We start from the raw sequence: 22,328 nt of genomic DNA on the forward strand, positions 1-22,328 counted from the left end.
GCCCTTTCCTCCATCAATATAGCTATTGGCCGATCATCGCCAATTGCCGTTCCGTAACAAGTCCGTCCAGCCGCAAGTCATGCGGATCGGACGGAACAGCCCCTTCCAGAACCTGCGCTTCATACCCCGCTCCTATCCAGAGGGGCTTGCCGCCTGCATTCGATACGGCTTCTGCGAACCGGTCATAATAACCGCCTCCATAGCCCAAGCGGCCGCCATTCCGGTCAAAGGCCAGTCCAGGTACAATAATGGCTTCCGGTACTGTACCCGCAGGCTTAAGGGCGGACAAATCCGGGTCAGGCTCTCTGATCCCGTAAGCACCCGTAGCCAACTGGCTCCATTCTGTCACCGAATAAAGCTGCATAGAGCGGTCCCTCTTCACACATCTGGGAAGAAGCAGCTCAATCCCTTGCCCCCAGCACCATTCTATGAATCCGTTTATATTCAATTCGCTTCTGAACGATACGTAAGCCATGACACTCCGGCATGATTGCACCTCACACCACTGAGCCAGATGGCGGCATGCCAGATCCGACCACTCTGCACGAAGCTCCTCAGCCAGCCCGTTGCGCCTATCCGCAAGCTTCGTCCGCCAAGCTGCCTTATCATGCCCCGCATATTCCGTTAGCATTTGACTTCATCCATTCTTCCTGTTTCAACTAATCTTACCTGTAGTGTACCATTGTTATACAACTTTCGCCAATGGCGGCGCTGGTTTGTGGTACACTAAAGGGTAATAATTGATGACATTTAGGAGTGGAGGATTCATCATGTTGTTGCAAGTTTCCAATATTTCCAAAAGCTACGGCGTAACCGCCATATTATCTAATATATCGATGCAAGTACTGGAGAAGGAACGCATCGGACTTGTCGGTGTCAACGGCGCAGGCAAATCCACCTTGCTCAAGATCATCGCCGGGGAAATGTCTGCCGACTCCGGTGATGTTCATAAGCCGAAGGAGCTGAGGCTCGGCTATCTCGCCCAGAACAGCGGCTTGCAATCTGAACGCAGTATTATAGAAGAGATGCGTGCGGTTTTCTCCCATCTGATTGATGCCGAACAGGAACTGCGCGAGCTTGAAGTCAAGATTGCCGATCCAGAGCTTCATGCCGATGAGAAGAAATATGCCGAGGTGCTGGACCGTTATTCCCGCCGTTCCGACTGGTTCCGTGAGCAGGGAGGCTTCGAGATCAACACCCGGATTAATAGCGTACTGCATGGCATGGGGTTTGGCACATTCAACCATGACACGCCGATCTCGACGCTTAGCGGCGGACAGAAGACTCGCCTTGCGTTAGCCCGCATTCTGCTGCAGGCACCCGACTTGCTTATGCTGGACGAGCCTACCAACTATCTCGATATCGAGACATTAACATGGCTGGAATCCTATCTTCGCGGCTATCCCGGCGCGATTGTCGTAGTCTCTCACGACCGATATTTTCTCGATGCGCTTGTCGACACCATTATCGAGATCGAACGGCATCAAGCCAAGCGTTACACAGGGAACTATAGCCGTTACCTGGAGCTGAAGACCGCCGAATACGAAATCAACCTCAAGCACTATGAGAAGCAGCAGGAAGAGATCGAGCGAATGGAGCAGTTCATCCAGCGGAATATCGTCAGAGCCTCTACCACAAAGCGTGCCCAAAGCAGGCGCAAAGCGCTGGACAAGATGGATCGCATGGACCGACCTGCAGGCGAGCTTAAGAAAGCGCACTTCTCGTTCGAAATCGAACGAATGACCGGCAAGGATGTCCTGACCGTCGATAACCTGTCCGTGAAGTTCCCGGGAAAGGACGACCCGCTGTTCCGCAATGTCAGATTCAATCTGACAAGAGGCGAGACAGTAGCCTTGATCGGACCGAATGGGATCGGCAAGTCAACGCTGCTGAAGACGCTCGTCGGGCAGCTTGAGCCTTCCTCCGGCACTATTCAATTCGGCTCTCATGTCAAGCTTGGCTACTATGACCAGGAGCATACAAGGCTGAATGGACAAAATACGATTCTGGAGGAAGTATGGGGGATGTACCCTCATATGGAGGAAGCACGCATCCGAACGGTATTGGGCAATTTCTTATTCAGCGGCGAAGACGTGCTGAAGCGGATTTCTTCACTGAGCGGCGGCGAGAAAGCACGAGTGTCGCTCGCCAAGCTGATGCTGGCGCAAGCCAATGTACTCATTCTCGATGAGCCGACGAACCACTTGGACCTGTTCAGCAAGGAAGTGCTGGAGTCCGCTCTGCTGGATTATGAAGGCACGCTCTTCTTTATCTCCCATGACCGTTATTTCCTGAATAAAATGTCTGATTGTATTGTCGAACTCGGTCCGAACGGCGTCGATCATTTCCTGGGAAATTATGACGAAATGTTGGAGAAGAAACGCGAGATCGAAGATGCAAGACTCGAAGCAATTGCAGCGCAGAGCAAAAACCAAAAGCCCGGGGAATCATCGGATGTTACGCCAGCATCCTCATATGAAGCAGAGAAGCAAGCAAAGCGCGATGAACGCAATCGCCAGCGCAAAGCAGAGCAGTTGGAAGCTGAGATTGCTCTGCTGGAGGAAAAGATCGGCGAACTGGAGCAGCAGCTTACTGACCCTGAGGTGTTTAACAATTACATTCGCATCCAGGAGCTGCAAACTGAAATCGACGAATTGAAATCGAAGCTGGCCTCAGCCTATGAACAGTGGGAACAATATATGTAGCTTGTAATAATGGCGGCCTCATGATGGATTCATGAGGCCGCCTTCGCATTGTTTCTTCTATTAATATTGCTCCATGCTAATCAAGCCTAGCCGCTTCGCTTCCCTTATCGCTTCAGATCGGGATCTCACATTCAGCTTCTCGAAGATTTTGGTCAGCTGGTATTCTACATTCCGCTGGCTGACATGAAGCATCGCGGCCAGCTCTTTATTGCTTACGCCAGCTGCCACTTCATGAAGAATCGTCATTTCCTTCTCATTGATCGATACATCATCAATGGACAGCTCCGAGCGCGAGATCGCCACTTCATGTCTTCTGAGCTGCTTGAGAAGAGGAATCGGAATAACCGCCTCTCCCCTAAGGGCGCAGCGAATGGAATTATGCAGTTGATCCCTGGATGCAGTCTTCGAGATAAAGCCGGATACGCCCGACTCTACCAGCAGATTAAAGTGCGTCCCGATTTCATATCCGGAATATATAATAACTTTCCGCTCCGGGTCATTCTGAATCAATCGCTTCGTCAGTTCCAGGCCGCTAATGCCAGGCATATTCAGATCGCATAATATAATATCAAAAGGCTCGGAATGAACCTTGTCCAATGCCTCTAGCGCAGACAGCACTACCGTTACTTTCATATCGCTGTCTTGCTCAATCATTGTTTTGGTTCCTTCACCAACGGAAGGATGATCGTCAACTAATAAGATACGAATCACGCGATATACCCCTCTCCGAAAGTCCGCTCGACACAATGATCGGCATCAAAATAATGACCTCCAGGCCTTTACCGCGTTCCGAATAGAAGGAGATGTCTCCTTCAAGGCTAGCCACACGTTCTTTAATTCCTGACAGGCCCATATGTTCAAACGTCTCTACCATATAATTCACATCAAGGCCGACACCGTCATCCTGATAACGGAAGTAGATCGTACCCTCGCGCAGCTCCAGCTCAAGCTGGACGAGCTTGGCGCCGGAATGCTTGTCTGCATTGCGCAGCAGCTCTTGGACAATCCGGTAGATGGCCGTGATTTGCTCCTCGTCCATCTGTTCGTGAATCGCCTTGGAACGGAACTGCACCTCGAAATTAACCCTCATTTGCGTATGCTCGATAATGGACTCGACAGCTTCAACTACACCCATCTCCTTCAGCAGCGGAGGGCGCAATTCATTACACGTTTCCCTTATCTGATGAATGACATCAAGCAATCCTTCTTTAATATCCTCCAGCTCGTTCCCAAGCTTATCCGATATTGGATGATCCATCATGACAGACTCCAGCTTGCGGTACCATAGCAGTTGATCCTGCAGCGCAGAGTCATGCAAATCCGCAGCCAGCTTCCTTCTCTCATTCTCCGACAGACAGAAGAGAAGACGCAGCACCCATGGCGATGTCGTGTGCTCCTTGCGCACCTCCGACTCCAGATCCTCGATCAGCCCTTCGATCAAATACAGGTTCTCGAATACAATGCTGGAATAATTGGACATGGTCTTGAGCCATCTAATCTCATCCGAGTTGAACCGTGTATGGTTGGTCTTGAGACCAATCCACAAGATATGATAGCGCGAACGCTGTCTGCCGATAATGAGGCCAAGCCCGTATGGCAGATCGATCAATTCGCCCAGCTTGAACGTATTCATCACGCTCAGCAGGAAGTCGCCCGTTACTCTTTCCTCATGATCATCGCCCATCGGGAAGACGGCATTCTCCGCCTGATCCACAATGAGGAACTTAATGCGGCTCACCGGCAGCAAGGAATCAATCTCTTGCTTCAGGACAGCTTCAAGATCAGCCTGCTTCATAACCCGGGCGATGCTTCTGGAGAATCGGTCCAGACTATCTTGATAGCTGTACATCGCCTTGAACAGCTTCGGCCGGAAGCGCTGGTCGATCTGCTCCTTGGCATACAGGAATAAGGTGATGCCGATGAAGATGACAAGAAAAATTCCAACCCAATTCGTCCAGACAATACCCGGTGTATCCATTAATACGGCCGAGATAATGAGCGTGATCACAATAGAAGGAATGAGCGAAAGCGCAGTGTAATATTTGAAGCGCGTCAAAATAAAATCGATATCGAACAACTGGTTCGAAGTCGACAAATAGAAATAAACGACTGGCAAAATAAATAGGAACAACGCCGTAAAAGCTGGAGGCAGAATTTGCCCAGCGCCGAACATTTGCGGCAATAAGTTAAGTGTAGCAAATGGCGTAAATGCTACGAGATGGGAAGTCAGAGTAATTGTGAACAGCGACTTCAGTTTTGTCCGCCGATGCTTGATAAACTTTCCAATCAGCTTCAGCGCACAAATCAAATTGCTTATTAATACAATGGCGCTATATGCACCCTTAATATAAGTAAATACTTCAATAGTAAATAAATCCGTCCATATATAAATCAAGCTAAATAAGCTCTGTGCTCCTACAATGGCATAAAGCACAGACAGCGTTTTATTCCCGATTAAGTAATTATCGAACCGCTTCAAATAGATGTTCATGAAGCTCATGAATATAAGCGGTATATTAGGCAAAACGACATAAATAATAGAGATACCTATGGGATCTCGTAAAATCGAGGCGGAGGAGCTGTAATAGGAAAGTCCTATAGATAAGAAAAAAAGAATAAGCATGATAACAGCCGGATCATGCCTTCTTTTCACGTAGAGAAAGACGGAAAACGCACAAAAAATAATCAAAGATATCCCGGGTATATATAGCTGAAGCAAGAGTTCTAACGTGGAATGGTCACCTGACCATGCTTTAGAGAAAGTAATCAGTTTCGTCTCATTATCACGATTTAATATGAGGACATTATCGGCGTATTCCAGTGAATAATATTTTGTTACATTCTCGAACTCTTCTGCAGGCCTGTGATTGACTTCCAGAACCCGATCGCCAATCTGAAGGCCTGTCATCCTTGCTTGCCCTTCTGGTTCAATGGATTCAACCGTGTATCCATTAACCGGATCATGGGTAAGCACAGCTCGTATAGATGGCGCACTGGTTATGACCAAGGTCAGATATACCAAGAGACCGACAAATACCACCAGGAAGAAGGTTGTAGTGATGCGATTCAACATAGTAGATTTCATACAACCTCTTCCTTTCAGCCCGTTAGTCCATTAGTTCCAGATGAATGCGTATCCATTCTTTTCGTGTTTGTTGTTCATCTCGTTTAGCAGAGCCTTATGTTCTGCCGCGGAAACTCCAGCGAATTGAGGTTGTCCTCCCAAAGCCAGTGACATCTTTTCAGTGCTGCTGACCAGTTGACGAATTGTGTCTTTCAACATTAGAACTCCTCCGCCTCTCTACTAAATCTTATATTAATTCTAGTACATTTATACTATATCAAGATTTAATAGGATAGCCAACGCAAAACTAATTCGTATTTACCGAAATGGGTTTTGCGCGATTGTCGAAAAGTCTTATGCTGACTGGCCTCCCGCAAGCAGATGAAGCAGCTTGTCCTTCCAAACCGCATCCGCTTGCAGCTCCGCCAGAAGCTCTTGAAATCGGTTATAGTGCATACGGCTTACGACAGAACCGTATAATATTACGCCGGATTGCTCGCATGCCTGCAAAAATAATTCTTTCTTCCCGGTTGCATCATTTTGGCTTCCGCTGCCGTTGTAGTAGTCCCTGATCCAGCCTACCTGCTCGTCTGGCCCTTCAAGAAGATACATGGTCAGCAGCGTATGCTTGCGGTTCAGAAAATCGCTTTTCTCATCCCATCGCAGCAGATCTCTGCAATCGTTCCGAATCTGCGCCGATATGCCTAGCTCTGCCGCATACTCCGCAACCGTCTCATTCCATGGACGGCCGGCAAGCAGAACACCCGCCATGCATGCCATCACGAGCAGCGAAGCGGACTTGCTTCGCACCATCTGGAAGTAGCTTTCTTCCGTAAGCGTGTCATTGGCCAAATCCAGCATTTGCCCGTTGGCCGATAGGAGCAACTGCTTGTTCATCATAATAGCCAATTCGCCCCGAAGTGCGGGATCAGCAGCGCTGAGAAGCAGCGCTTGCTGAGAGAGTGTCACCAGCGACGTGGCAACGTGAAGAGCAATCGGCATAGGCGCCTTCATCCAAGGCTTCGACGGAGCATCCCCGTCCTCCAGATCATCCAGAATGTCAGATGCGAGAATAAAGAGTTCAACTGCAGCCGCAGCCCCTTCAATATCAGCGTCTTTGCCCCGGAACATATGATAATGGATGGCGGTAAGCTCGCCGAACATCATGGTCTCTCCCAGCTTTTCTTCTATAAAGGATAGCGAGACATCCAGCAGGGGCTGCGCTGTAAACCACTCTGAGGCATACTGCTTCATTCGGGTGCCTACATGCTCTTTCACAATTGACACAGCCAGTCCTCCGATGCATTCAATAATATTCCAATTATACTATGAATATCGGATTGTTTCATCCTTGCTTGACGACTTCTTATTTCCCCCCTCGCTTCTCTTCATTAAGAGATGTGCAATCATCTCCATACGTTTCTCCACTAGGCTCTTGCGCTCATTGGCCGGATCGTTGCCGCGTCTGCCGAGATTCGTGGATTTAAACTTCAACACCTCCCGCATTGCTTACGGCGTAATGCATATATACGGCTTCCATGGTCAATCCGCCACCAGGGAGTTCTGCAATCAATTTTGTCGGGCTGTCACAAGCAACTAAGCTTCCCTCCCTCATGACACCAACACGATCACAGTGGTACTGGATCTCGGTCATATCATGCGATACGATGACGATGGTTTTGCCCTGCAATTTGAGTGAGGCCAGGATGGCCCAATATTCCTTCTTCGCTTGTGCGTCGAGCCCGGTTGTCGGCTCGTCCAGGAAGATGATCGAGGGATCGTTCACGACGGCGATCGCCAAAGTCGTGCGCTGCCTGAGTCCTCCGGACAGCCTCCTTACCACCTTATCCTCATAAGGCGTAAGGCCGAATTGCTTCAAGATGCCTTCAATATTATTCTTCTGATGGTAGAATCCCTGGAACATGTCCAAAGCCTCTCGTACCGTAAGCCTGTCAACAAGCGAAGTGCTTTGCGAAAATATATTGATATGCTCCTTCAGCTTGTCCCCTTCCGTGCTCATATTAATCCCCATTACATTCAATACGCCTTCATCGAGAATCTGATTGCCGGATAGCAGCTCAAGCAGCGTCGTCTTGCCTGCCCCATTCTTGCCGATTAAACCGAATAGCTCGCCCTTCTTGACCTGAAAGGATACTTGCTTGATCGCATTATTCGTCCCATAGTGCTTGCTGACTGTGTCCATCTGAATAATCGCTTGCTTATCCATTCGGTTGCCTCCGTAATTATTTTATTGATTCTACGATAGCGCATTCAAAACGCGATTTCACCGAAAATCTGACTCGTAATTAACGCAAAACAATTGCGTTCCGAAAAACCTCAAAAATGTTATGCACAATGATATCCACAGACGTGAATAAATTGTTAGTTAATTCTGTCGAAATATATAACGAACTCCTTTACTAAAAATGTCGTTTTGGCGCGAGGCGGTCGTTTCTCAATAAAGAACGTGGATCATTATCCACGTTATACACATTATCCACAGTGTATAAGTGAAAAAACTATCCACGTTTGCATGTTTTATTTTATTATCGTAAACCCGCATAATTGCACATATTAATGCAATTATTCACACTATTCTGTAGGTATGTGGATAACTTTGTGCACAATTCATTCATCCACAGCTTTTTTTACGCTAAAAAATCATTTTCGCCGGCCAATATACAAAATATGAGTAGAACTGCCAAGCATAGACGGGTCATCCGACAATTCCGAGATGAGCTCCATCAGTTGACGGCAGCTTTCTTCTCCCTGACCGCTCCAATATTCGTACGACTGGCCATGCAGCGCAGACGCATATCCGTCTGAACCGACCAGTTTGACCGTCTCGAAGCCCTCTTCTTCCATAAAAGGAGCGATTCGCTCCACGCGCTCGCCATACATGCCAGTGAACCTGCCGGCGTCGCTATGATTAAATACCCCCGTCCGCGCGAATTCAACCAGCCCATCGATGCGGTCATTAGGCTTCCATTGCAAAGGGTTCTTCATGCACTGCTGCAAGAATGCGCCGCGGGGCATAAAGGCCACAGCCGCCATTCCGCCAGGCTTCGTAATGCGGCGCAGCTCCCGAACAGCCTGTCTGCGGTCCTTCTCCTCCTGCAAATGATAAAGCGGCCCCATCATGACCGCAGCATCAAAGGACACATCCGCAAAACATTCCAGCGCTGTTGCATTGCCGACATGAAATCCCGAGAACGCGCCTTCCACGCCTGCCGCCTTAGCATTCTCCCTTGCCTGCGCTGCAAAGCGCGGCATCATATCCGCCAGCCCTACGCGATACCCTCTCTTCGCAAGCTCGACCGCATACTTGCCTGGCCCCGATCCAATATCGGCAACATGCCCGCCTTCCGGCAAGTACCTTAGCAAGTAATGCAGATTTACAAAAAACTCGAGCGGCTCCCGATCGAGCCGCCCCCATTCATCATACTGTTCGTAATAATCCTGTACCGTTCCCACTGGAACTCCCCCTGCCTATTCGCCCGCAGTACGCTTCTCTTTCGCCTTGCTGCGCGCCCCTGCGGTCATTATCGCTTGGTTGCACGCCGAGATATAAGCTTCTGCCGCCGCCAAAATAATATCCTTGTTCGCTGACGTTCCGCGATATCGCGTGCCATTATGGATAATGCTGACGACTGCTTCTCCATGAGCATCTTCTCCTGTGGACAGCGAGTGCAGCTCCAGATCTTCGAACTCCACCGATACCGGAATCGCTTGGCCGATCGCATGAATTACCGCTTCGACAGGACCGGCGCCCATCGCGATGTAGGACTTCTCAGCGCTTTGCCCATTCTCGCGAACCGTTACGGTAGCGCTGCGCGAACGCTGTGTTCCGGCATGCACATGCAGATCGACAAGCGCGAACGGATCAGGCTGCGTCTTGGTCATCTCGCCCGCAATGCGAATCAATTGATCGTCCGTGACAATCTTCTGTCCATCCGCCACTTCCTTGAAGCGGTTGTATACGCTCTTGAATTGCTCCTCTGTCACATCCACGCCGTACTCTGCCAGACGATGCTTGATGGCATGGCTGCCGGAGTGCTTGCCCAGAATAATCATGTTGCGGGAGATGCCCATCGCTTCCGGGTCCATAATTTCATACGTATTGCGATTTTTCAGCAGGCCGTCCTGATGGATGCCCGACTCGTGCTGGAAGGCGTTGCGGCCGACAATCGGCTTGTTGTACGCGATCGGGAAGTTCATCGTGCGGCTGACAAGACGAGAGGTCTCGTAGATCTCGCTAATATCGACATTCGTTGTCGCCTGCATGGCATCCTTGCGCGTCTCGATTGCCATAACCAGCTCCTCCAGCGAACAGTTGCCCGCACGCTCGCCAATGCCGTTCACTGTCACCTCGATCTGCGTTGCTCCGCCTTGAATCGCCGCCAGGCTGTTCGCTACAGCCAGACCCAGATCATTGTGGCAGTGCGCGCTGTAGCGGACCGTCTCCCCGCCTCTCGCTTCACGGCGGACCGCTTGGAACAAATCGATAATTTCATTCGGCATGGCATAACCAAGCGTATCTGGCAGATTGATGACCGTTGCCCCTTCAGCAATGACCGCCTCCACCAGCTGAATGACGAAGTCGCGACCCGATCTTGTCGAATCCATTGCCGAGAATTCAATCTCGTCGACGAACTGCTTGCCATAGGCTACCATCTCACGCGCAATTTGGACGACCTCGTCGCGAGACTTGCGCAGCTGATGATTCAAGTGAATGTCCGAAGAAGAGATGAACAGATGCAATCTGCGCTTGGCCGCGTCCTGGGTCGCTTGCACTGCAGCATCAATATCCGCTTTCACTGCGCGAGCGAAGCCTGCAATCTCTACATTTTGCAGCTCACGGGAAATTTGCTGCACCGCAGCAAATTCGCCCGGGCTGGATACGGCGAATCCAGGCTCAATAACATCAATGCCAAGCTTGGCCAGCTGCCGCGCAATAATGATCTTCCGCTCAGGCGCAATGGAAGCGCCCGGGGATTGTTCGCCATCTCTCAAAGTTGTATCGAAAATTTGTACATTCTTCATTGTGTTCGTCATTGTGTATTCCTCCTAATGGGTTTTGGGTAACAAAAAAGCATGCCGTCTCGATGAAGAGACGACATGCTTTCGCATATGCCGTGGTACCACTCTACTTGGCAGCATCGTATGCAGAACGCCGCATGCATACTGCATGCTTTATGCGCGTCCTGGGACAACTGCCCGCTTGGAGCCGGTTGACGACGGCTAGCCGTAACGGAGTAGGATATCCCCTGCCTTATGCCGGCAAGAGTATCGTTCCCCTGTTCCGCTCCCAGGCGAGTTTCAAGCCAGGCATTCGGCTGCGTCGCACCAACCCGCAGCTCTCTGCTTGAAGGACTGCCTTCTCGGGTTTCGAGAAGAGCTCCCCTTCGTATTCCTGCTCTGACTTTACTTGCTCCTGTTCATTGCGTTTGTGCTATAAGAATTGTCGGTTAATTGATGATTGAATCTACTTGCAACCTCCAGACAACAAGAAAAGCCTGTCGCCTCTACTCAAGAGACGACAGGCTATAATGACCCGCGCGGTACCACCCTTGTTGACCATCTCACGTTATTGGATCATAACGGGAGACATGCCCACCTTAGTCATAAGACCGGCTCCGGATGCCGATGCTTATGTACCCCGTTACGGAGGTTAACCGTAGCCATGTACGCAAGCTCGCCCAAGAAAACAAAGGCCGCTTCTTTCCATCGCTCCGCTCCCAGGCGAGCTTCGAACCCTTCTTCGGCTGCGTTGCACCTTCCCGCAGCTCTCTGCTTCCCCGATTGGTTCTACTGTTCCTGTTCCCAGCGTTTCATCCATATGTGATTGAAGTATTGTTGCTTATTATATCCATTCCCTAATTATCTGTCAATTCTGAAATGATTATTCCGCCAAAAAAATGATTATACGCCCCTGGACACCGACCACTCTTCAAGCGAGAGACCAGGGTCAGCCTTCATATCCAGCTCGGTGAATTGTCCTCTAGTCAGCTTCAAATAGGCGGCAGCCCCAATCATGGCGGCATTATCTGTGCATAGCGAGTTAGGCGGAATCAGCAGCTGAATGCCCGCTTCCCCGCACCGTTCGGAAAGCTCCGTCCGCAGTCCGCGATTGGCGGCTACGCCTCCGCACAGGAGCAATTGCTTCGTTTCGTACTGGGCAACTGCCCGAAGCGCCTTTGTCACCAGCACATCTATGACGGATTCCTGGAACCCCCTTGCAAGTGCCCCCTCGTCCAACTCCTGGCCCTTCATGCGGGCTTGATTAATGACCGCCAGCACTGCTGACTTGAGCCCGCTGAAGCTGAAGTCATAGCTGTCCGCCTCCAGCCAAGCCCTCGGCAGCGTGATCGCTTCGGATGCTTCGCCCGCAAGCCTGTCGATATGCGGTCCGCCCGGATAAGGCAGCTTGAGCGCGCGGGCCACTTTGTCGTAAGCTTCACCTACCGCATCGTCTCGCGTCCGGCCAATCACCCGGAATTCCCCTTCGCTCTCCAGCAGCACCAGCTCCGTGTGGCCTCCCGAAACAACCAATGCCATGCATGGATATTCCAGCTCATGCACAAGCGCATTGGCATAGATATGCCCCGCGATATGATGCGTGCCGATCAGCGGAATATCCAGCGCCAGCGCCAAGCTCTTCGCCGCCACAATTCCGACGAGCAGCGCGCCGACCAGCCCCGGGCCTTGCGTCACTGCTATCGCCGTCAAATCGCCCAGCTTATGGCCGGACTCTCGCACCGCCTGCTCCATAATGATTGTAATCGTCTCGACATGCTTGCGGGACGCAATCTCCGGCACGACTCCGCCGAATCGTTCATGCACATCAATTTGGCTGGAGACGATATTGGACAGAATATGTTTGCCGCCCCGTATGACCGATGCTGATGTCTCGTCGCAGCTCGTCTCGATCGCAAGGATCAGACTGTCGCCGTATAGATTATCTTGCTGTATATTCAATTCCATCTCTCTCCCGTCTTAAGCCGGTCCGCATCAAGCTCCGCCCACATAATAAGCGCGTCCTCGTCATTATCGGAATAATACCGGGGGCGAATGCCCGCAGGCTGGAACCCGAATTTGCGGTACAAATGCTGGGCTGTCTCATTGGACACCCGCACCTCCAGCGTCATGCGAGCCGCTCCATAAGATACTGCCTGCCGCTGAAGCTGCTCCAGCAGCAAGTGCCCGAGCCCCTTGCCTCGCAGGTCGGAGCGCACTGCAATGTTCGTCACATGCGCCTCGTCCATAATGATCCACATGCCTCCATAGCCAAGCAGCTCGCCTCGATATTCCATAACCAGATATTTGGCGAACATATTGTTGGTCAGCTCGTTGATGAAGGCATCTTCCGTCCAAGGACTGGTGAAGGCCTCCTGTTCAATAGCGATAATAGCCGGAATATCGCCCATCTCCATTGAGCGGTACAGCAGCTTGTCCGTATCCATGCTCATCGCTTCGCCTCTTCCGCTTCCTTCGCCTTCCACTTCACTTCTGCTTCCGTCAGCTGCGTATAGTTCGGCGTGAAGCCATGCACATGATCCCGTTCTCCGCTGTCGTAACGCTTAGCTCCTAGATAAGCAAGCGCGCTTCCCTTAAGTACATGGGTGAGCAGCCGCACCTCGATGCCCGCTGCCGAGCAACGCTCCTGCAAGGAAACGGCGGAATCGCCGTGCAGCGACAAATCGCCTGTCAGCCAGATGGTCAGCGGGCCTTCTTCCGCCTCCGCTGCCGCCGCAATCTCATCTCCCCAATCCTTCATCATCCTGACGCCATCATTCAGCCAGCGGCTCCAGCCTCCCTGCGCATCCATCGCAAAGCCCGCGCTGTATACCTGCCCGCGGCGCGCATCCATAATCGGAAGCAGCCAGTGCTTGCCCGTCGTCCCTGCCGGAAGCGCTTCGCCATACCGCATATCGAGACCGGCATGCAGCGCGCCAAATGCAATCGCCTCCAGGCTGGACACGCCGATAAGCGGCTTCTCCCATGCCCACGCCAGCGTCTTCGCCGCTGATACCGCAATCCGCATCCCCGTATAGGAACCGGGTCCGCTGCCGACTACAATCGCATCCAGATGCTCTGCCCCCATGCAAGTATCCCTAAGCATATCCTTCAAATGCGTAATGACATGGACGGAATGGTTGCGCTCCGCAAGCGATTCTATTTCCGTCAGCACCTCGCCATTCCGGGTAATGGCAGCCGCCATGGCCGCCGTCGAAGTGTCCAGCGCAAGGAATGTTCCGCGTATAGTCTGTTCCATTAAGTCGTCGCTCCCATCTTGTCCCGTTCATCGCACCAAGCGGCGTACGGCTCTCCAATCCCCTTCGCGCGGATAATCCGTTCTTCTCCGCCCGCATGCTCGATATACAGCTCCAGCCGGCTTGCTGGCAGCAGCTCCCCAATCAGGCTCGCCCACTCGACCAGCGTCACGCCGGAGCCGAAGAAGTAATCGTCCAATCCCAGCTCATCCGCTTCCTCAAGCGAAATCCGGTATACGTCCATATGATAAAAAGGCATAGAACTGCCTTCATATTCTTTAATAATCGTAAAGGTCGGACTGTTCACAATTCCCGGCACGCCAATTGCAGCGGCAAAGGCCTGGGAGAACGTCGTTTTGCCTGCGCCCAGATCGCCGTCAAGCGCAATGACCGTACCAGGTCCCGCCTTGCTTGCCAGTAAGGCGGCAAGCTGCGCCGTTTCCTGCAAGCTGCCGATCCGCCATTCGGCAAAGGTTGTTCGTTGCTCCATGTTAACCACCCGTTCATGTTCCAAAATGATTAAATCCTCTCTTGGGCAGCGGCAATCTGGCAAGCGTCTCATTCGCTGCCCCGTCTCCGCTGCCGTCCCATCCGCGAGGAAGCGGAATCAGCTCCACTCCCGGACTTCCCGCTTCCGTCCTGCCAATCACATAGAAGGGCAGTCCATGCCGCTCGAATTCCGCCTTCACAGCAGCCGCGCCCCCGCCATCGATTGTGCCGACAAGCACGTAATCCTCTCCGCCGTACAGCATCCAATCAAGCGGATTCGCTCCGGCTCTCGAAGCATAAGCGCTCATGCTTCCGCTTCTCGGCAGGGAACGCTCGTCCAGCACGATACGCAAGCCCGAAGCTTCCGCAAGCTCCCAGGCCTCGCTCGCCAGACCGTCGCTCACATCGTTGAGCGAATGGCATATTCCGGAGCGAAGCAGCAGCCTCCCTGCTAATACCGATGGCGCGGGCTGCTGATGGGCTGCAAGCAGAGACCGGTAAGCCGGGTCATCTGCCCCCGGGCGATCCGCTTTGCCGGCCGCCGCTTGCAGCAGGTGCAAGCCGGCTGCCGACATCCCGACCGGCCCCGTCACGAAGACGGCATCGCCGGGCTTCGCCCCTGACCGCACCATTTCCTTGCCGGCCTCTACCGCCCCTGTCAACGCTACCGAGATGACCAGATGAGACGGCGACGAGGTCGTATCTCCGCCTACAATCGCTACACCGTATTGCTCGGCACAGGCATACAGCCCGTCATAAATTCGCTTCATGCGATCCGGTCCCCAGGATGGCGGCACGCACACCGAGACGACCGCATGCAGCGGCACGCCGCCCATCGCCGCAATGTCGCTGACGTTGGCCGCCAGCGCCTTGTGGCCGATATGCTCGTCCGCCATCGTATGCTCGGCAAAGTGAATCTGCTCCACCATCGTATCGGCCGCGAGCAATTGCCTTCTCTCTCCCGGAATGCCGTCCTTTGCGGAGCTGAAGTCCAGCACAGCCGCATCGTCGCCGATGCCGAGCGCGACACCGCGCTGGAGCTGCCATTCGGCCGATTGGCGCTCCAAGGTCCAATATCGTATGCGTGCGAACTCTTCCACCTGCGTCCAATCCCCTTCTATGGCGCTTTCCTGCTCTATTTCTCATCATTTTACCTTAATCGCCACTAGAATCAAAGGCCATGCAAGCTTAAGCGGCAATCGAGCCTTTCTTGTAGCGGCTGCCCATGTGCCGGAACAAGAAAGGCTCGATTGATCTACAGTTCTTTTATAATCGTGATATGCGGGGTATCCTTCAGTTCAATCTCGTATGGAGATGCCGGCGGCTTGCCGTCCGGTTCCTTAATGACGCGAACGCGCGGACGATGCACTGCCAACTCGTTGTTGTGCGAGACGACCACCTCTTGCCCCGTGCTCAGCATCAGCGTCGTCGCCACCGGATAGACCGAGATATGGCTGCAGAACAGCTTGATCAGCTCCAGGTCGAAGAAGGTTCCGCCTGCGGCGAACAGAAACTCGATCGCTTCGCTTGTCGTGTAGCGTTTCCTGTGCGGCCTAGGAGATACAAGCGCATCGTAAGTATCCGCCAGTCCGACGATTTGCGCATAGATATGAATTTCGTCCTTCTTAAGTCCGCGGGGGTAGCCGGAGCCGTTATACCGCTCATGATGCTGAAGGGCGCAATGCGCAGACACAATGGAGATGTCGTGATATTTCCGTAAAATATCGAACCCTTCCATCGGATGGGTATGAAGAATTTTCAGATCATCGGTTGAGTAACGGCCTGTGTGCGTCAGCAGGGTTTGCGGCATCTTCGTCATCCCGATATCGAAGAGCAGCGCGCCGATGCCAAGCTCTTCCAGCTGATTCCGGTTGAATCCCTTTGCAATTCCCATAATGCCGGCGAGCACTGCCACGTTGAAGGAGTGCTGGAACAGATACGCATCCCTGGAATGGATGCTTGTCAGATTCACCAGCATATTCGGCCGTGTAGCGAGGTCCTGCATGATGCTGCCGAATACGGCGCGGAAGTTGCGCCCCATATCCGGAGCGATCGTCCGGTTTCTCGTCACGATTTCTTCCTTGAAGGAATTCATCGTCTTATATATGACATTGACTGCATTCGAACGCGTCTCGTCTCTGATCGTATCCTCAGGTACGATGTCGGTCGTGTTCCCGTCTTCGATATACAAAAAATCGATGCCCAAGTTTTCCAACCGCTGAATATAACGCTCGTTCAACTGGACGCCTTCCCCAAGAAGAACGTTGCCGTTATCTTGAAAAACGGATTTTGCAACCTTGTCACCAGGCTTGACCATTCCAAGTTGCACTTTTCTCATTAGACTTGTTCCCGCCTTTAAACAAAACTTTGCACTTGCAGCCAGATAAAACTATCTTAACAGACTGTGATCCTTCTTACTATGTAAGGAGCAGGTAACTACAAAATGGAAACTTGCCTCACCCGACCGCAGCTGCCGTACGCAAAAAATCCCAGACAACGCGCCGGGACTTTAGGCTAGCTTGCGCTTCACAATACGGTTGCGCCCATTGTACTTCGCCTCGTATAAGGCGGCATCGGCTTGAGCCATTAGCTCGCGAAGGAAGGCCTTCGGATTGTCCAGATCTGCCGAATTGAACTGCTCGATTGAGATAACGCCCATGCTGATCGTTACGGCGATCGATCCGTCGCCGATGCCTGTCGGCACCAAATTTTGCTCAACAGCGGACTTCACCTGCTCGGCAATAAGATCCGCTTGCTCCCGATTCGTGTGCGGAAGATAGACTGTAAATTCCTCGCCGCCGAACCTTGCAAGCACATCGGTCAGGCGCAAGGCGCTGCGCACCGCGTCGACTGTGCTGCACAGCACCTCATCGCCGATCAAATGGCCGTACTGGTCATTGATCGTCTTGAAATAATCCAGATCGAATATGAAAATCGAAAACGGAATGCCATAGCGGATATTGTTGACGATCTCGCCTTCAAGCTGCTGCAGCAAATATCTGCGGTTGTAGCAGCCGGTAAGCCCGTCCGTAATCGCCATATGCTCCAGCTTCCGGTTCGCTTGATACAGCTCGTCCTGCATAATAAGCAGTTCGCGGTTCCTCTCTTGAAGCAGCTCGTTCTGAGTATTGGTCTCCTCGACCAGCATACGCAGCTCCGTCACATCGTGGAAGGTCAGCACACGCCCCACAATCCGCTTCTTCTGATTGAGAATCGGCGCCGACTGGACAATGACGTGGCGGATATGGTTCATATCAAGGAACAGCTCGATCTCCAGCCGCTCCATCGGCCGCTTCCGCTGTGCCTCGAAGAAGGCATGCAGCTGCCTTGCGGTGTCGCTCTTGAACTGGGCAGCCAGCACGTCGGGATTGAAGCTGTCTCCGATCCGAATCCGCAGAATGGGCTTGATGACCTTGTTAACCTCAATAATCGTGTCGTTCTCGTCCATCACAATAATGCCCATCGACATCGTGTTCATGACATCCTTCTGGACGATCTGAATAATATCGAACACCTTGTTCCGGCTGATGGCATGGACAATATAGATTGCCGTTACCGTCATCCCCACCGAAATAAGCGGGATATACCGGGCAAAATATTCGATATAAGCCACATTGACGAAGAAGTCGGTTATGGAGAAGAACGAGAGAACAAATACGCTATTGAGTGCGGTTCTGACCATCTTCCGCTGCCGGATGGAGTCGTCTTTCCTGCCCACCTTATATAGTAGGATGACGAGAGATACCGATAAATACAGCACAAGCTGGATAATCATGACCCAATACAGCGAGCCGTGCTGAAGCTGTTTAAGCGGTTCCACGGATTGGTTAATATCAAGAAACCCGCCGTCAGGATTCCATATAACGACAATAACCGACACAAGTGCCGGTATCGATAGCAGAAGTAAGCGACTCTTCCGAATGATGTAGTACTGTCCTGTCAAAAAGAGAATAAATGCAAACCAGCCAATGCCTAGCAACGAAAGGCCTATGTACGATGCTGATAGGTAAAAAAGCCTATAACTAACCACGGTCGTCGTCTGCGAGGCGAACTGAAACAGGGGCCACAGCATGAAGACGATATGCAAGAAGAGGTAGATTCGGTGCAGAACCGTAACTGAGCTTGAGGAGAATAAATACAAAAATAAGCCCAGCAGCACCACAAACGTACTAAAGTCTAGCCAAATCATCCATTCCAATACGGTTCACCCATTCATTTGGTAGCCATCTTCTTCCATTGTAGCAAATGTTAATCCTATCGACAATTGGCTATTTCGTAGTTTTTACGAATTCCTATTCCGAGCCCGGCCAGCGATCGGACAGCATGCGCTCTAGTGCTGGAGATAGATGCAGAAAGTCTCTGAAGCTTTCATATTGCTTCCACTTGGCGAGAGATAGTTCTTTGTGCGGAGCTGCAACCGCACGGATGAGCAGGTTCTTCGGCGTATGCTCCGGATCTACGAATTCCAGCATATTCACCCTGTAGCCCAGCACCTCCAGCAGATTCCCCCTGACGGCATCGGTGGCGAGAGCAGCGAATCTCTCCTTCAGCAGACCCTGTGACAGCAGCGGTGCCATAACATCGTTCTCTACTTGCCGGAACAGCTCATGCTGGCAGCAAGGCACCGACATAATAACGGAGGCTCCCCAGCCTACCGCTTTGGCCAAAGCGGCGTCCGTAGCCGTGTCGCAAGCATGGAGGGTCACGACCATATCGGCCGCTTCCAGATCTTCATACTCCGCAATATCTCCCACGAGGAATTGCAGCTTGTCATACCCCAGCTTCTCTGCCAGACCGGAACAGAAGGCGATTACGTCCTTCTTCAAATCCAGACCGATGACGGAGATATCGCGTCCCTGCTCGACAGCAAGCAGATGATACAGGGCGAACGTCAGATAGGACTTGCCGCAGCCGAAATCAACGATCTTCAGCTGGCGGTCCCGCGGAAGCGCGTCCAGCACATCGGTCACCATCTCCAGGAACCGGTTGATCTGGCGGTACTTGTCCTGCTTCTTCGCATGAACGCGGCCATCCTCCGTCATGATGCCCAGCTCCACCAGGAACGGAGCCGGCTTGCCCTCTTCCAGGATGCGCTGCTTCTTCCGGTTATGCTCCTGCGGCGCGGACTTCTCCCTGCCGCTCACCGCCGCCTTGCGTACCGTAGCCTTGCCCTTCTTGCTGAACAGCAGCTGAACGTCCGTATCCGGCGTCTTCAGCAAGCCCTGCCGGTACAGCGGCCCCACAATCTCCAGCAATCGCGCGATTGTCTCATCTTCATCCAAGTTGTGGTGCAGCACTTTATTTGCAAAGTGGGACTCGAATTGATAACGCAGTCCCTCCTTCAGCTTCACCGGGCGCACAATTGTGCGCGGAGCCGTCGTCTCCCCGCCGCCGCGAGGCGAGCTAAGCGTCGCTTGCAGCAGCTGCCCGTTACGCACCCAGCTCTCGATATCCTGTTGCCATTGTTCCGTCATGCTTGACTGGTCACTCCCTCGTTGCCTTATGCTTTCACTGCCGATTCCAGATCGGCTATGCCTTGGCGGATCTCTTCTCTTGGAAGGCCTCCCGCCTCCAGCGCTTCATCACTATGCGCCAGCAAGCGGTGATAAATCCCCTCCGCTTCCTCCGCGGACAGCCCGCCTGATTCAAGCAGCTCATACATGATATTTTCGGTTTGATCGTAACGCCCTTCCGCCTCATGCCACTCCATCAGCAGCCGCTTGGCTGAATCAGGCAGCTCATAAGCGCTAAGCAGGCCAAGCAGCTCATGGATCTGCTCTCTCGGCTCTACGATCGTCGGCTCCGCCCCCATGAGAGACAGCCGGATGAAGAGCCGGAGCGAACGGACATACATGCCGTAGCACTCCGTCTCACGCCCAAGCTCGCCTTGAAGCAGCCCCTCTTGCTTCATGATTACCGCAATCGCCTGCAGATGGTCGGTATCGACCAGGCCATTCGTCGTCATCACCTTGATCAGATCCTCATCGGACAATGACCGGATCAGCTTGCTGCTTAGCCGAAAATGCTTATCCAGCAGATCGTCCAGCACAAGCAGCGCTTCCTCCTGCTTCATCTGCTTGCGGAGGCCAAGCACTTGCCCAAGCGCCTCTGTCATCTGGCTGATCATTCTCATGAAATAATCCCGCTGGAACATCGCCCGCGTCCCCCTCGCCCTTCCTCATTCCCAACCGCCTAAATCGACCTTACGAAAGAAGCAATCTCTTCCGCAAGCTGCGGCGCGCACTCCATCATGCTCATATGTCCCGCCTGCTCCAGTTCAACCTTTCTTGTCTCTTCATTCACAGCAGTAAAAGTGCTCTCCACCGGAATGACTCCGTCCCCAGCGCCTGCCACGAGCAGCACCGGAAGATTGGAGCCGCGAATAACCTCGCTGCGATCCGCTCTTTCCTTCATTCCCTTGGCCGTCGCGATGGCGCCATGCTGCGCCGTAATCTCACCGATCTCCTTGCACCAAGCTACCTCAGGCCCCATGCCCTCCAGACGGTCCTTGGCGAACAGCTTCGGAATGAGCCCGTCGACGAACGCAGCGACGCCGTTCTCTTGAATCGCGGCAGCTGCCTTGTCCCGATTGGCGCGAGCTGCCTCGCTGTCCGGCAGCGGCGTGGAGTGAACCAGCCCAAATGCAGACAGCCTGTCCGGATAGCGCTCCGCGAATGCCAGCGTAATATACCCGCCCAGAGAATGGCCCAGCACGATCGCTTGGCGAATGGACAATGCATCCAGCAGGCCAGCCAGATCATCAGCGAACAGCTCCATGCCGTACACCTCGTCGCCGGGAGCAGAGCTTCTCCCATGGCCTCTCGCGTCGGGCGCTACAACCCGGATAGACGCCGCCAGCTCGTCTACAATCTTCGTCCAGTAGGCAGAGCTGCCGCAGTAGCCGTGCAGCAGCACTAACGCCGTATCCAGTCCATGCGATTCCTTGGAATCATAATAAGCCAGCTTGGCCCCGTTCCCTGCAGCAATAGTATCCTCTGCTATTGATAGTTTGCTTCCGTCCGATTTTGAATGTTGTTCCATCACTTCATGCCTCCTTGTCAGTTTGAATTCCACTACCCGTTTTGCGCTTCGGCCAACCATGCTCCCCTGATCGCCGCTGCCGCTTGCTTCGCCATGCCCATGACCAAATGCAGCGATGTTGTCTGCAGCATCCCGTACGCCTTTACGCCGTTCTGGTTGACGACTCCGGCAATGCTGTAATCGCCCACGGCAGGCAATCTTCTTCCTCCAGTCGCCGCGCCAGGCTGCAGCGGTCCTTCCCAGGCAATAAAGCCTCCTACCGATTGCGGCTTGCCAAGACAAGCATCCACGGCAACAATCGTCAGCCGGCCGCTGCCTTGCAGCGCTATGGCCTCTCGAACAGCCCCTTCCACTGCGTGAGCATCGCAAGGCTCCTCCAGCGTGCCAATAACATGCTTCCAGCCTTGCTCCTTCAACAGCGAGCCCAGCAGCGGTCCGAAGGCATCTCCCGTAGAACGGTCGGTCCCGATACAAATGAACATAATGCGCTCACGGTCAGGCTCCTTCTCTGCAATCCTATCCAGAAACTCGGCCAATTCCCCGGCATCCCTTACTGCCGGAAGCTCGGCCACCGCTTCCCTGCCTCTCACTCTGGCCCTTGGACCTTTCGCTTCGCCTTGTCCTATAGACTGCTCTGTTATCCGCAATTGCTCTTCACCCGTTTCCGCACTCTTTCCCAATCCCGTTTATTGTACCGAAAATTGCCCTTGTCTTCAATTTGTGGCGATCGCCTCCCGAGTCGTGATACAATGACGG

At 52.8% G+C, this 22,328-nt stretch carries 20 protein-coding genes; 1 reads left to right on the forward strand and 19 read right to left on the reverse strand.

Translation table 11 applies throughout. From position 1 onward, the window contains the following. Nucleotides 1-22 precede the first annotated feature (22 nt). A complete protein-coding gene (locus D3P09_RS14475; protein ID WP_120111304.1) occupies nucleotides 23-631 on the reverse strand; it encodes a 5-formyltetrahydrofolate cyclo-ligase in 609 nt (202 codons plus the stop codon). A gap of 139 nt (nucleotides 632-770) precedes the next feature. Here D3P09_RS14475 and abc-f point away from each other — a divergent pair, with 139 nt between their 5' ends. Continuing rightward, nucleotides 771-2,705: a ribosomal protection-like ABC-F family protein gene (abc-f, locus tag D3P09_RS14480; RefSeq protein WP_120111306.1), complete on the forward strand. Its 1,935-nt coding sequence runs from the start codon at nucleotides 771-773 to the stop codon at nucleotides 2,703-2,705. Nucleotides 2,706-2,765: 60 nt separating this feature from the next. Here the strand turns inward: abc-f and D3P09_RS14485 are convergent, their stop codons facing one another. The 18 genes from D3P09_RS14485 to yyaC form a co-directional block, all read right to left on the reverse strand. Beyond that, nucleotides 2,766-3,416: a response regulator transcription factor gene (locus D3P09_RS14485; protein ID WP_120111308.1), complete on the reverse strand. Its 651-nt coding sequence runs from the start codon at nucleotides 3,414-3,416 to the stop codon at nucleotides 2,766-2,768. After that, nucleotides 3,394-5,196, reverse strand: coding sequence for a sensor histidine kinase (locus D3P09_RS14490; protein ID WP_165867445.1), 1,803 nt, complete (start codon nucleotides 5,194-5,196; stop codon nucleotides 3,394-3,396). The genes D3P09_RS14485 and D3P09_RS14490 overlap by 23 nt, the downstream gene beginning before the upstream one ends. A gap of 624 nt (nucleotides 5,197-5,820) precedes the next feature. Continuing rightward, the gene (locus tag D3P09_RS27690) at nucleotides 5,821-5,988 is read right to left on the reverse strand and encodes a hypothetical protein (protein ID WP_165867446.1); all 168 of its coding nucleotides are present in this window, start codon (nucleotides 5,986-5,988) and stop codon (nucleotides 5,821-5,823) included. Between the two features lie 135 nt (nucleotides 5,989-6,123). Further along, nucleotides 6,124-7,056: a polyprenyl synthetase family protein gene (locus tag D3P09_RS14495; RefSeq protein ID WP_120111314.1), complete on the reverse strand. Its 933-nt coding sequence runs from the start codon at nucleotides 7,054-7,056 to the stop codon at nucleotides 6,124-6,126. 196 nt (nucleotides 7,057-7,252) lie between these two features. After that, nucleotides 7,253-7,996: an ABC transporter ATP-binding protein gene (locus D3P09_RS14500; RefSeq protein ID WP_120111317.1), complete on the reverse strand. Its 744-nt coding sequence runs from the start codon at nucleotides 7,994-7,996 to the stop codon at nucleotides 7,253-7,255. Nucleotides 7,997-8,430: 434 nt separating this feature from the next. Then, complete coding sequence (locus D3P09_RS14505) at nucleotides 8,431-9,243, reverse strand: class I SAM-dependent methyltransferase (RefSeq protein ID WP_120111319.1); 813 nt, start codon at nucleotides 9,241-9,243, stop codon at nucleotides 8,431-8,433. A gap of 15 nt (nucleotides 9,244-9,258) precedes the next feature. Beyond that, nucleotides 9,259-10,824, reverse strand: coding sequence for a 2-isopropylmalate synthase (locus D3P09_RS14510; RefSeq protein WP_424452440.1), 1,566 nt, complete (start codon nucleotides 10,822-10,824; stop codon nucleotides 9,259-9,261). An 867-nt stretch (nucleotides 10,825-11,691) separates the two neighbouring features. Beyond that, on the reverse strand, nucleotides 11,692-12,747 hold the full coding sequence (gene tsaD / locus D3P09_RS14520) for a tRNA (adenosine(37)-N6)-threonylcarbamoyltransferase complex transferase subunit TsaD (protein WP_424452441.1): 1,056 nt from the start codon (nucleotides 12,745-12,747) through the stop codon (nucleotides 11,692-11,694). Then, nucleotides 12,744-13,238: a ribosomal protein S18-alanine N-acetyltransferase gene (rimI, locus tag D3P09_RS14525; protein WP_120111325.1), complete on the reverse strand. Its 495-nt coding sequence runs from the start codon at nucleotides 13,236-13,238 to the stop codon at nucleotides 12,744-12,746. Before rimI ends, tsaD begins: the two co-directional genes overlap by 4 nt. After that, a complete protein-coding gene (gene tsaB, locus D3P09_RS14530) occupies nucleotides 13,235-14,044 on the reverse strand; it encodes a tRNA (adenosine(37)-N6)-threonylcarbamoyltransferase complex dimerization subunit type 1 TsaB (protein ID WP_120111327.1) in 810 nt (269 codons plus the stop codon). Before tsaB ends, rimI begins: the two co-directional genes overlap by 4 nt. Further along, on the reverse strand, nucleotides 14,044-14,532 hold the full coding sequence (tsaE, locus tag D3P09_RS14535; protein WP_120112464.1) for a tRNA (adenosine(37)-N6)-threonylcarbamoyltransferase complex ATPase subunit type 1 TsaE: 489 nt from the start codon (nucleotides 14,530-14,532) through the stop codon (nucleotides 14,044-14,046). The genes tsaB and tsaE overlap by 1 nt, the downstream gene beginning before the upstream one ends. A gap of 13 nt (nucleotides 14,533-14,545) precedes the next feature. Further along, on the reverse strand, nucleotides 14,546-15,631 hold the full coding sequence (gene thiL / locus D3P09_RS14540; protein WP_120111330.1) for a thiamine-phosphate kinase: 1,086 nt from the start codon (nucleotides 15,629-15,631) through the stop codon (nucleotides 14,546-14,548). Between the two features lie 155 nt (nucleotides 15,632-15,786). Further along, nucleotides 15,787-16,869, reverse strand: a complete 1,083-nt coding sequence (locus tag D3P09_RS14545; RefSeq protein WP_120111333.1) for an HD-GYP domain-containing protein — start codon at nucleotides 16,867-16,869, stop codon at nucleotides 15,787-15,789. 171 nt (nucleotides 16,870-17,040) lie between these two features. Then, nucleotides 17,041-18,720, reverse strand: coding sequence for a histidine kinase N-terminal 7TM domain-containing diguanylate cyclase (locus D3P09_RS14550; protein WP_243644253.1), 1,680 nt, complete (start codon nucleotides 18,718-18,720; stop codon nucleotides 17,041-17,043). A gap of 103 nt (nucleotides 18,721-18,823) precedes the next feature. Further along, entirely contained in the window at nucleotides 18,824-20,005 is a 1,182-nt protein-coding gene (locus D3P09_RS14555) for a class I SAM-dependent methyltransferase (protein ID WP_120111339.1), read from the reverse strand. Nucleotides 20,006-20,031: 26 nt separating this feature from the next. Further along, entirely contained in the window at nucleotides 20,032-20,685 is a 654-nt protein-coding gene (locus D3P09_RS14560; protein WP_120111341.1) for a DUF6483 family protein, read from the reverse strand. Between the two features lie 38 nt (nucleotides 20,686-20,723). Then, a complete protein-coding gene (locus D3P09_RS14565) occupies nucleotides 20,724-21,572 on the reverse strand; it encodes an alpha/beta fold hydrolase (RefSeq protein WP_120111344.1) in 849 nt (282 codons plus the stop codon). Nucleotides 21,573-21,604: 32 nt separating this feature from the next. Next, nucleotides 21,605-22,219, reverse strand: coding sequence for a spore protease YyaC (gene yyaC / locus D3P09_RS14570; protein WP_243644191.1), 615 nt, complete (start codon nucleotides 22,217-22,219; stop codon nucleotides 21,605-21,607). Nucleotides 22,220-22,328 lie beyond the last annotated feature (109 nt).

This window comes from Paenibacillus pinisoli (assembly GCF_003605435.1).
Taxonomy (GTDB): domain Bacteria; phylum Bacillota; class Bacilli; order Paenibacillales; family Paenibacillaceae; genus Pristimantibacillus; species Pristimantibacillus pinisoli.

What these genes read in the sequence shown, in the direction of transcription:
- D3P09_RS14560 (WP_120111341.1), bottom strand. Translation starts at nt 20,685, where the DNA reads ATGTTCCAGCGGGATTATTTCATGAGAATGATCAGCCAGATGACAGAG.
- D3P09_RS14565 (WP_120111344.1), bottom strand. Translation starts at nt 21,572, where the DNA reads ATGGAACAACATTCAAAATCGGACGGAAGCAAACTATCAATAGCAGAG.
- D3P09_RS14475 (WP_120111304.1), bottom strand. Translation starts at nt 631, where the DNA reads ATGCTAACGGAATATGCGGGGCATGATAAGGCAGCTTGGCGGACGAAG.
- D3P09_RS14500 (WP_120111317.1), bottom strand. Translation starts at nt 7,996, where the DNA reads ATGGATAAGCAAGCGATTATTCAGATGGACACAGTCAGCAAGCACTAT.
- D3P09_RS14490 (WP_165867445.1), bottom strand. Translation starts at nt 5,196, where the DNA reads ATGAACATCTATTTGAAGCGGTTCGATAATTACTTAATCGGGAATAAA.
- tsaB (WP_120111327.1), bottom strand. Translation starts at nt 14,044, where the DNA reads ATGGAACAGACTATACGCGGAACATTCCTTGCGCTGGACACTTCGACG.
- abc-f (WP_120111306.1), top strand. Translation starts at nt 771, where the DNA reads ATGTTGTTGCAAGTTTCCAATATTTCCAAAAGCTACGGCGTAACCGCC.
- D3P09_RS14550 (WP_243644253.1), bottom strand. Translation starts at nt 18,720, where the DNA reads ATGATTTGGCTAGACTTTAGTACGTTTGTGGTGCTGCTGGGCTTATTT.
- D3P09_RS14510 (WP_424452440.1), bottom strand. Translation starts at nt 10,824, where the DNA reads ATGACGAACACAATGAAGAATGTACAAATTTTCGATACAACTTTGAGA.
- D3P09_RS27690 (WP_165867446.1), bottom strand. Translation starts at nt 5,988, where the DNA reads ATGTTGAAAGACACAATTCGTCAACTGGTCAGCAGCACTGAAAAGATG.
- D3P09_RS14545 (WP_120111333.1), bottom strand. Translation starts at nt 16,869, where the DNA reads ATGAGAAAAGTGCAACTTGGAATGGTCAAGCCTGGTGACAAGGTTGCA.
- D3P09_RS14555 (WP_120111339.1), bottom strand. Translation starts at nt 20,005, where the DNA reads ATGACGGAACAATGGCAACAGGATATCGAGAGCTGGGTGCGTAACGGG.
- rimI (WP_120111325.1), bottom strand. Translation starts at nt 13,238, where the DNA reads ATGAGCATGGATACGGACAAGCTGCTGTACCGCTCAATGGAGATGGGC.
- tsaE (WP_120112464.1), bottom strand. Translation starts at nt 14,532, where the DNA reads ATGGAGCAACGAACAACCTTTGCCGAATGGCGGATCGGCAGCTTGCAG.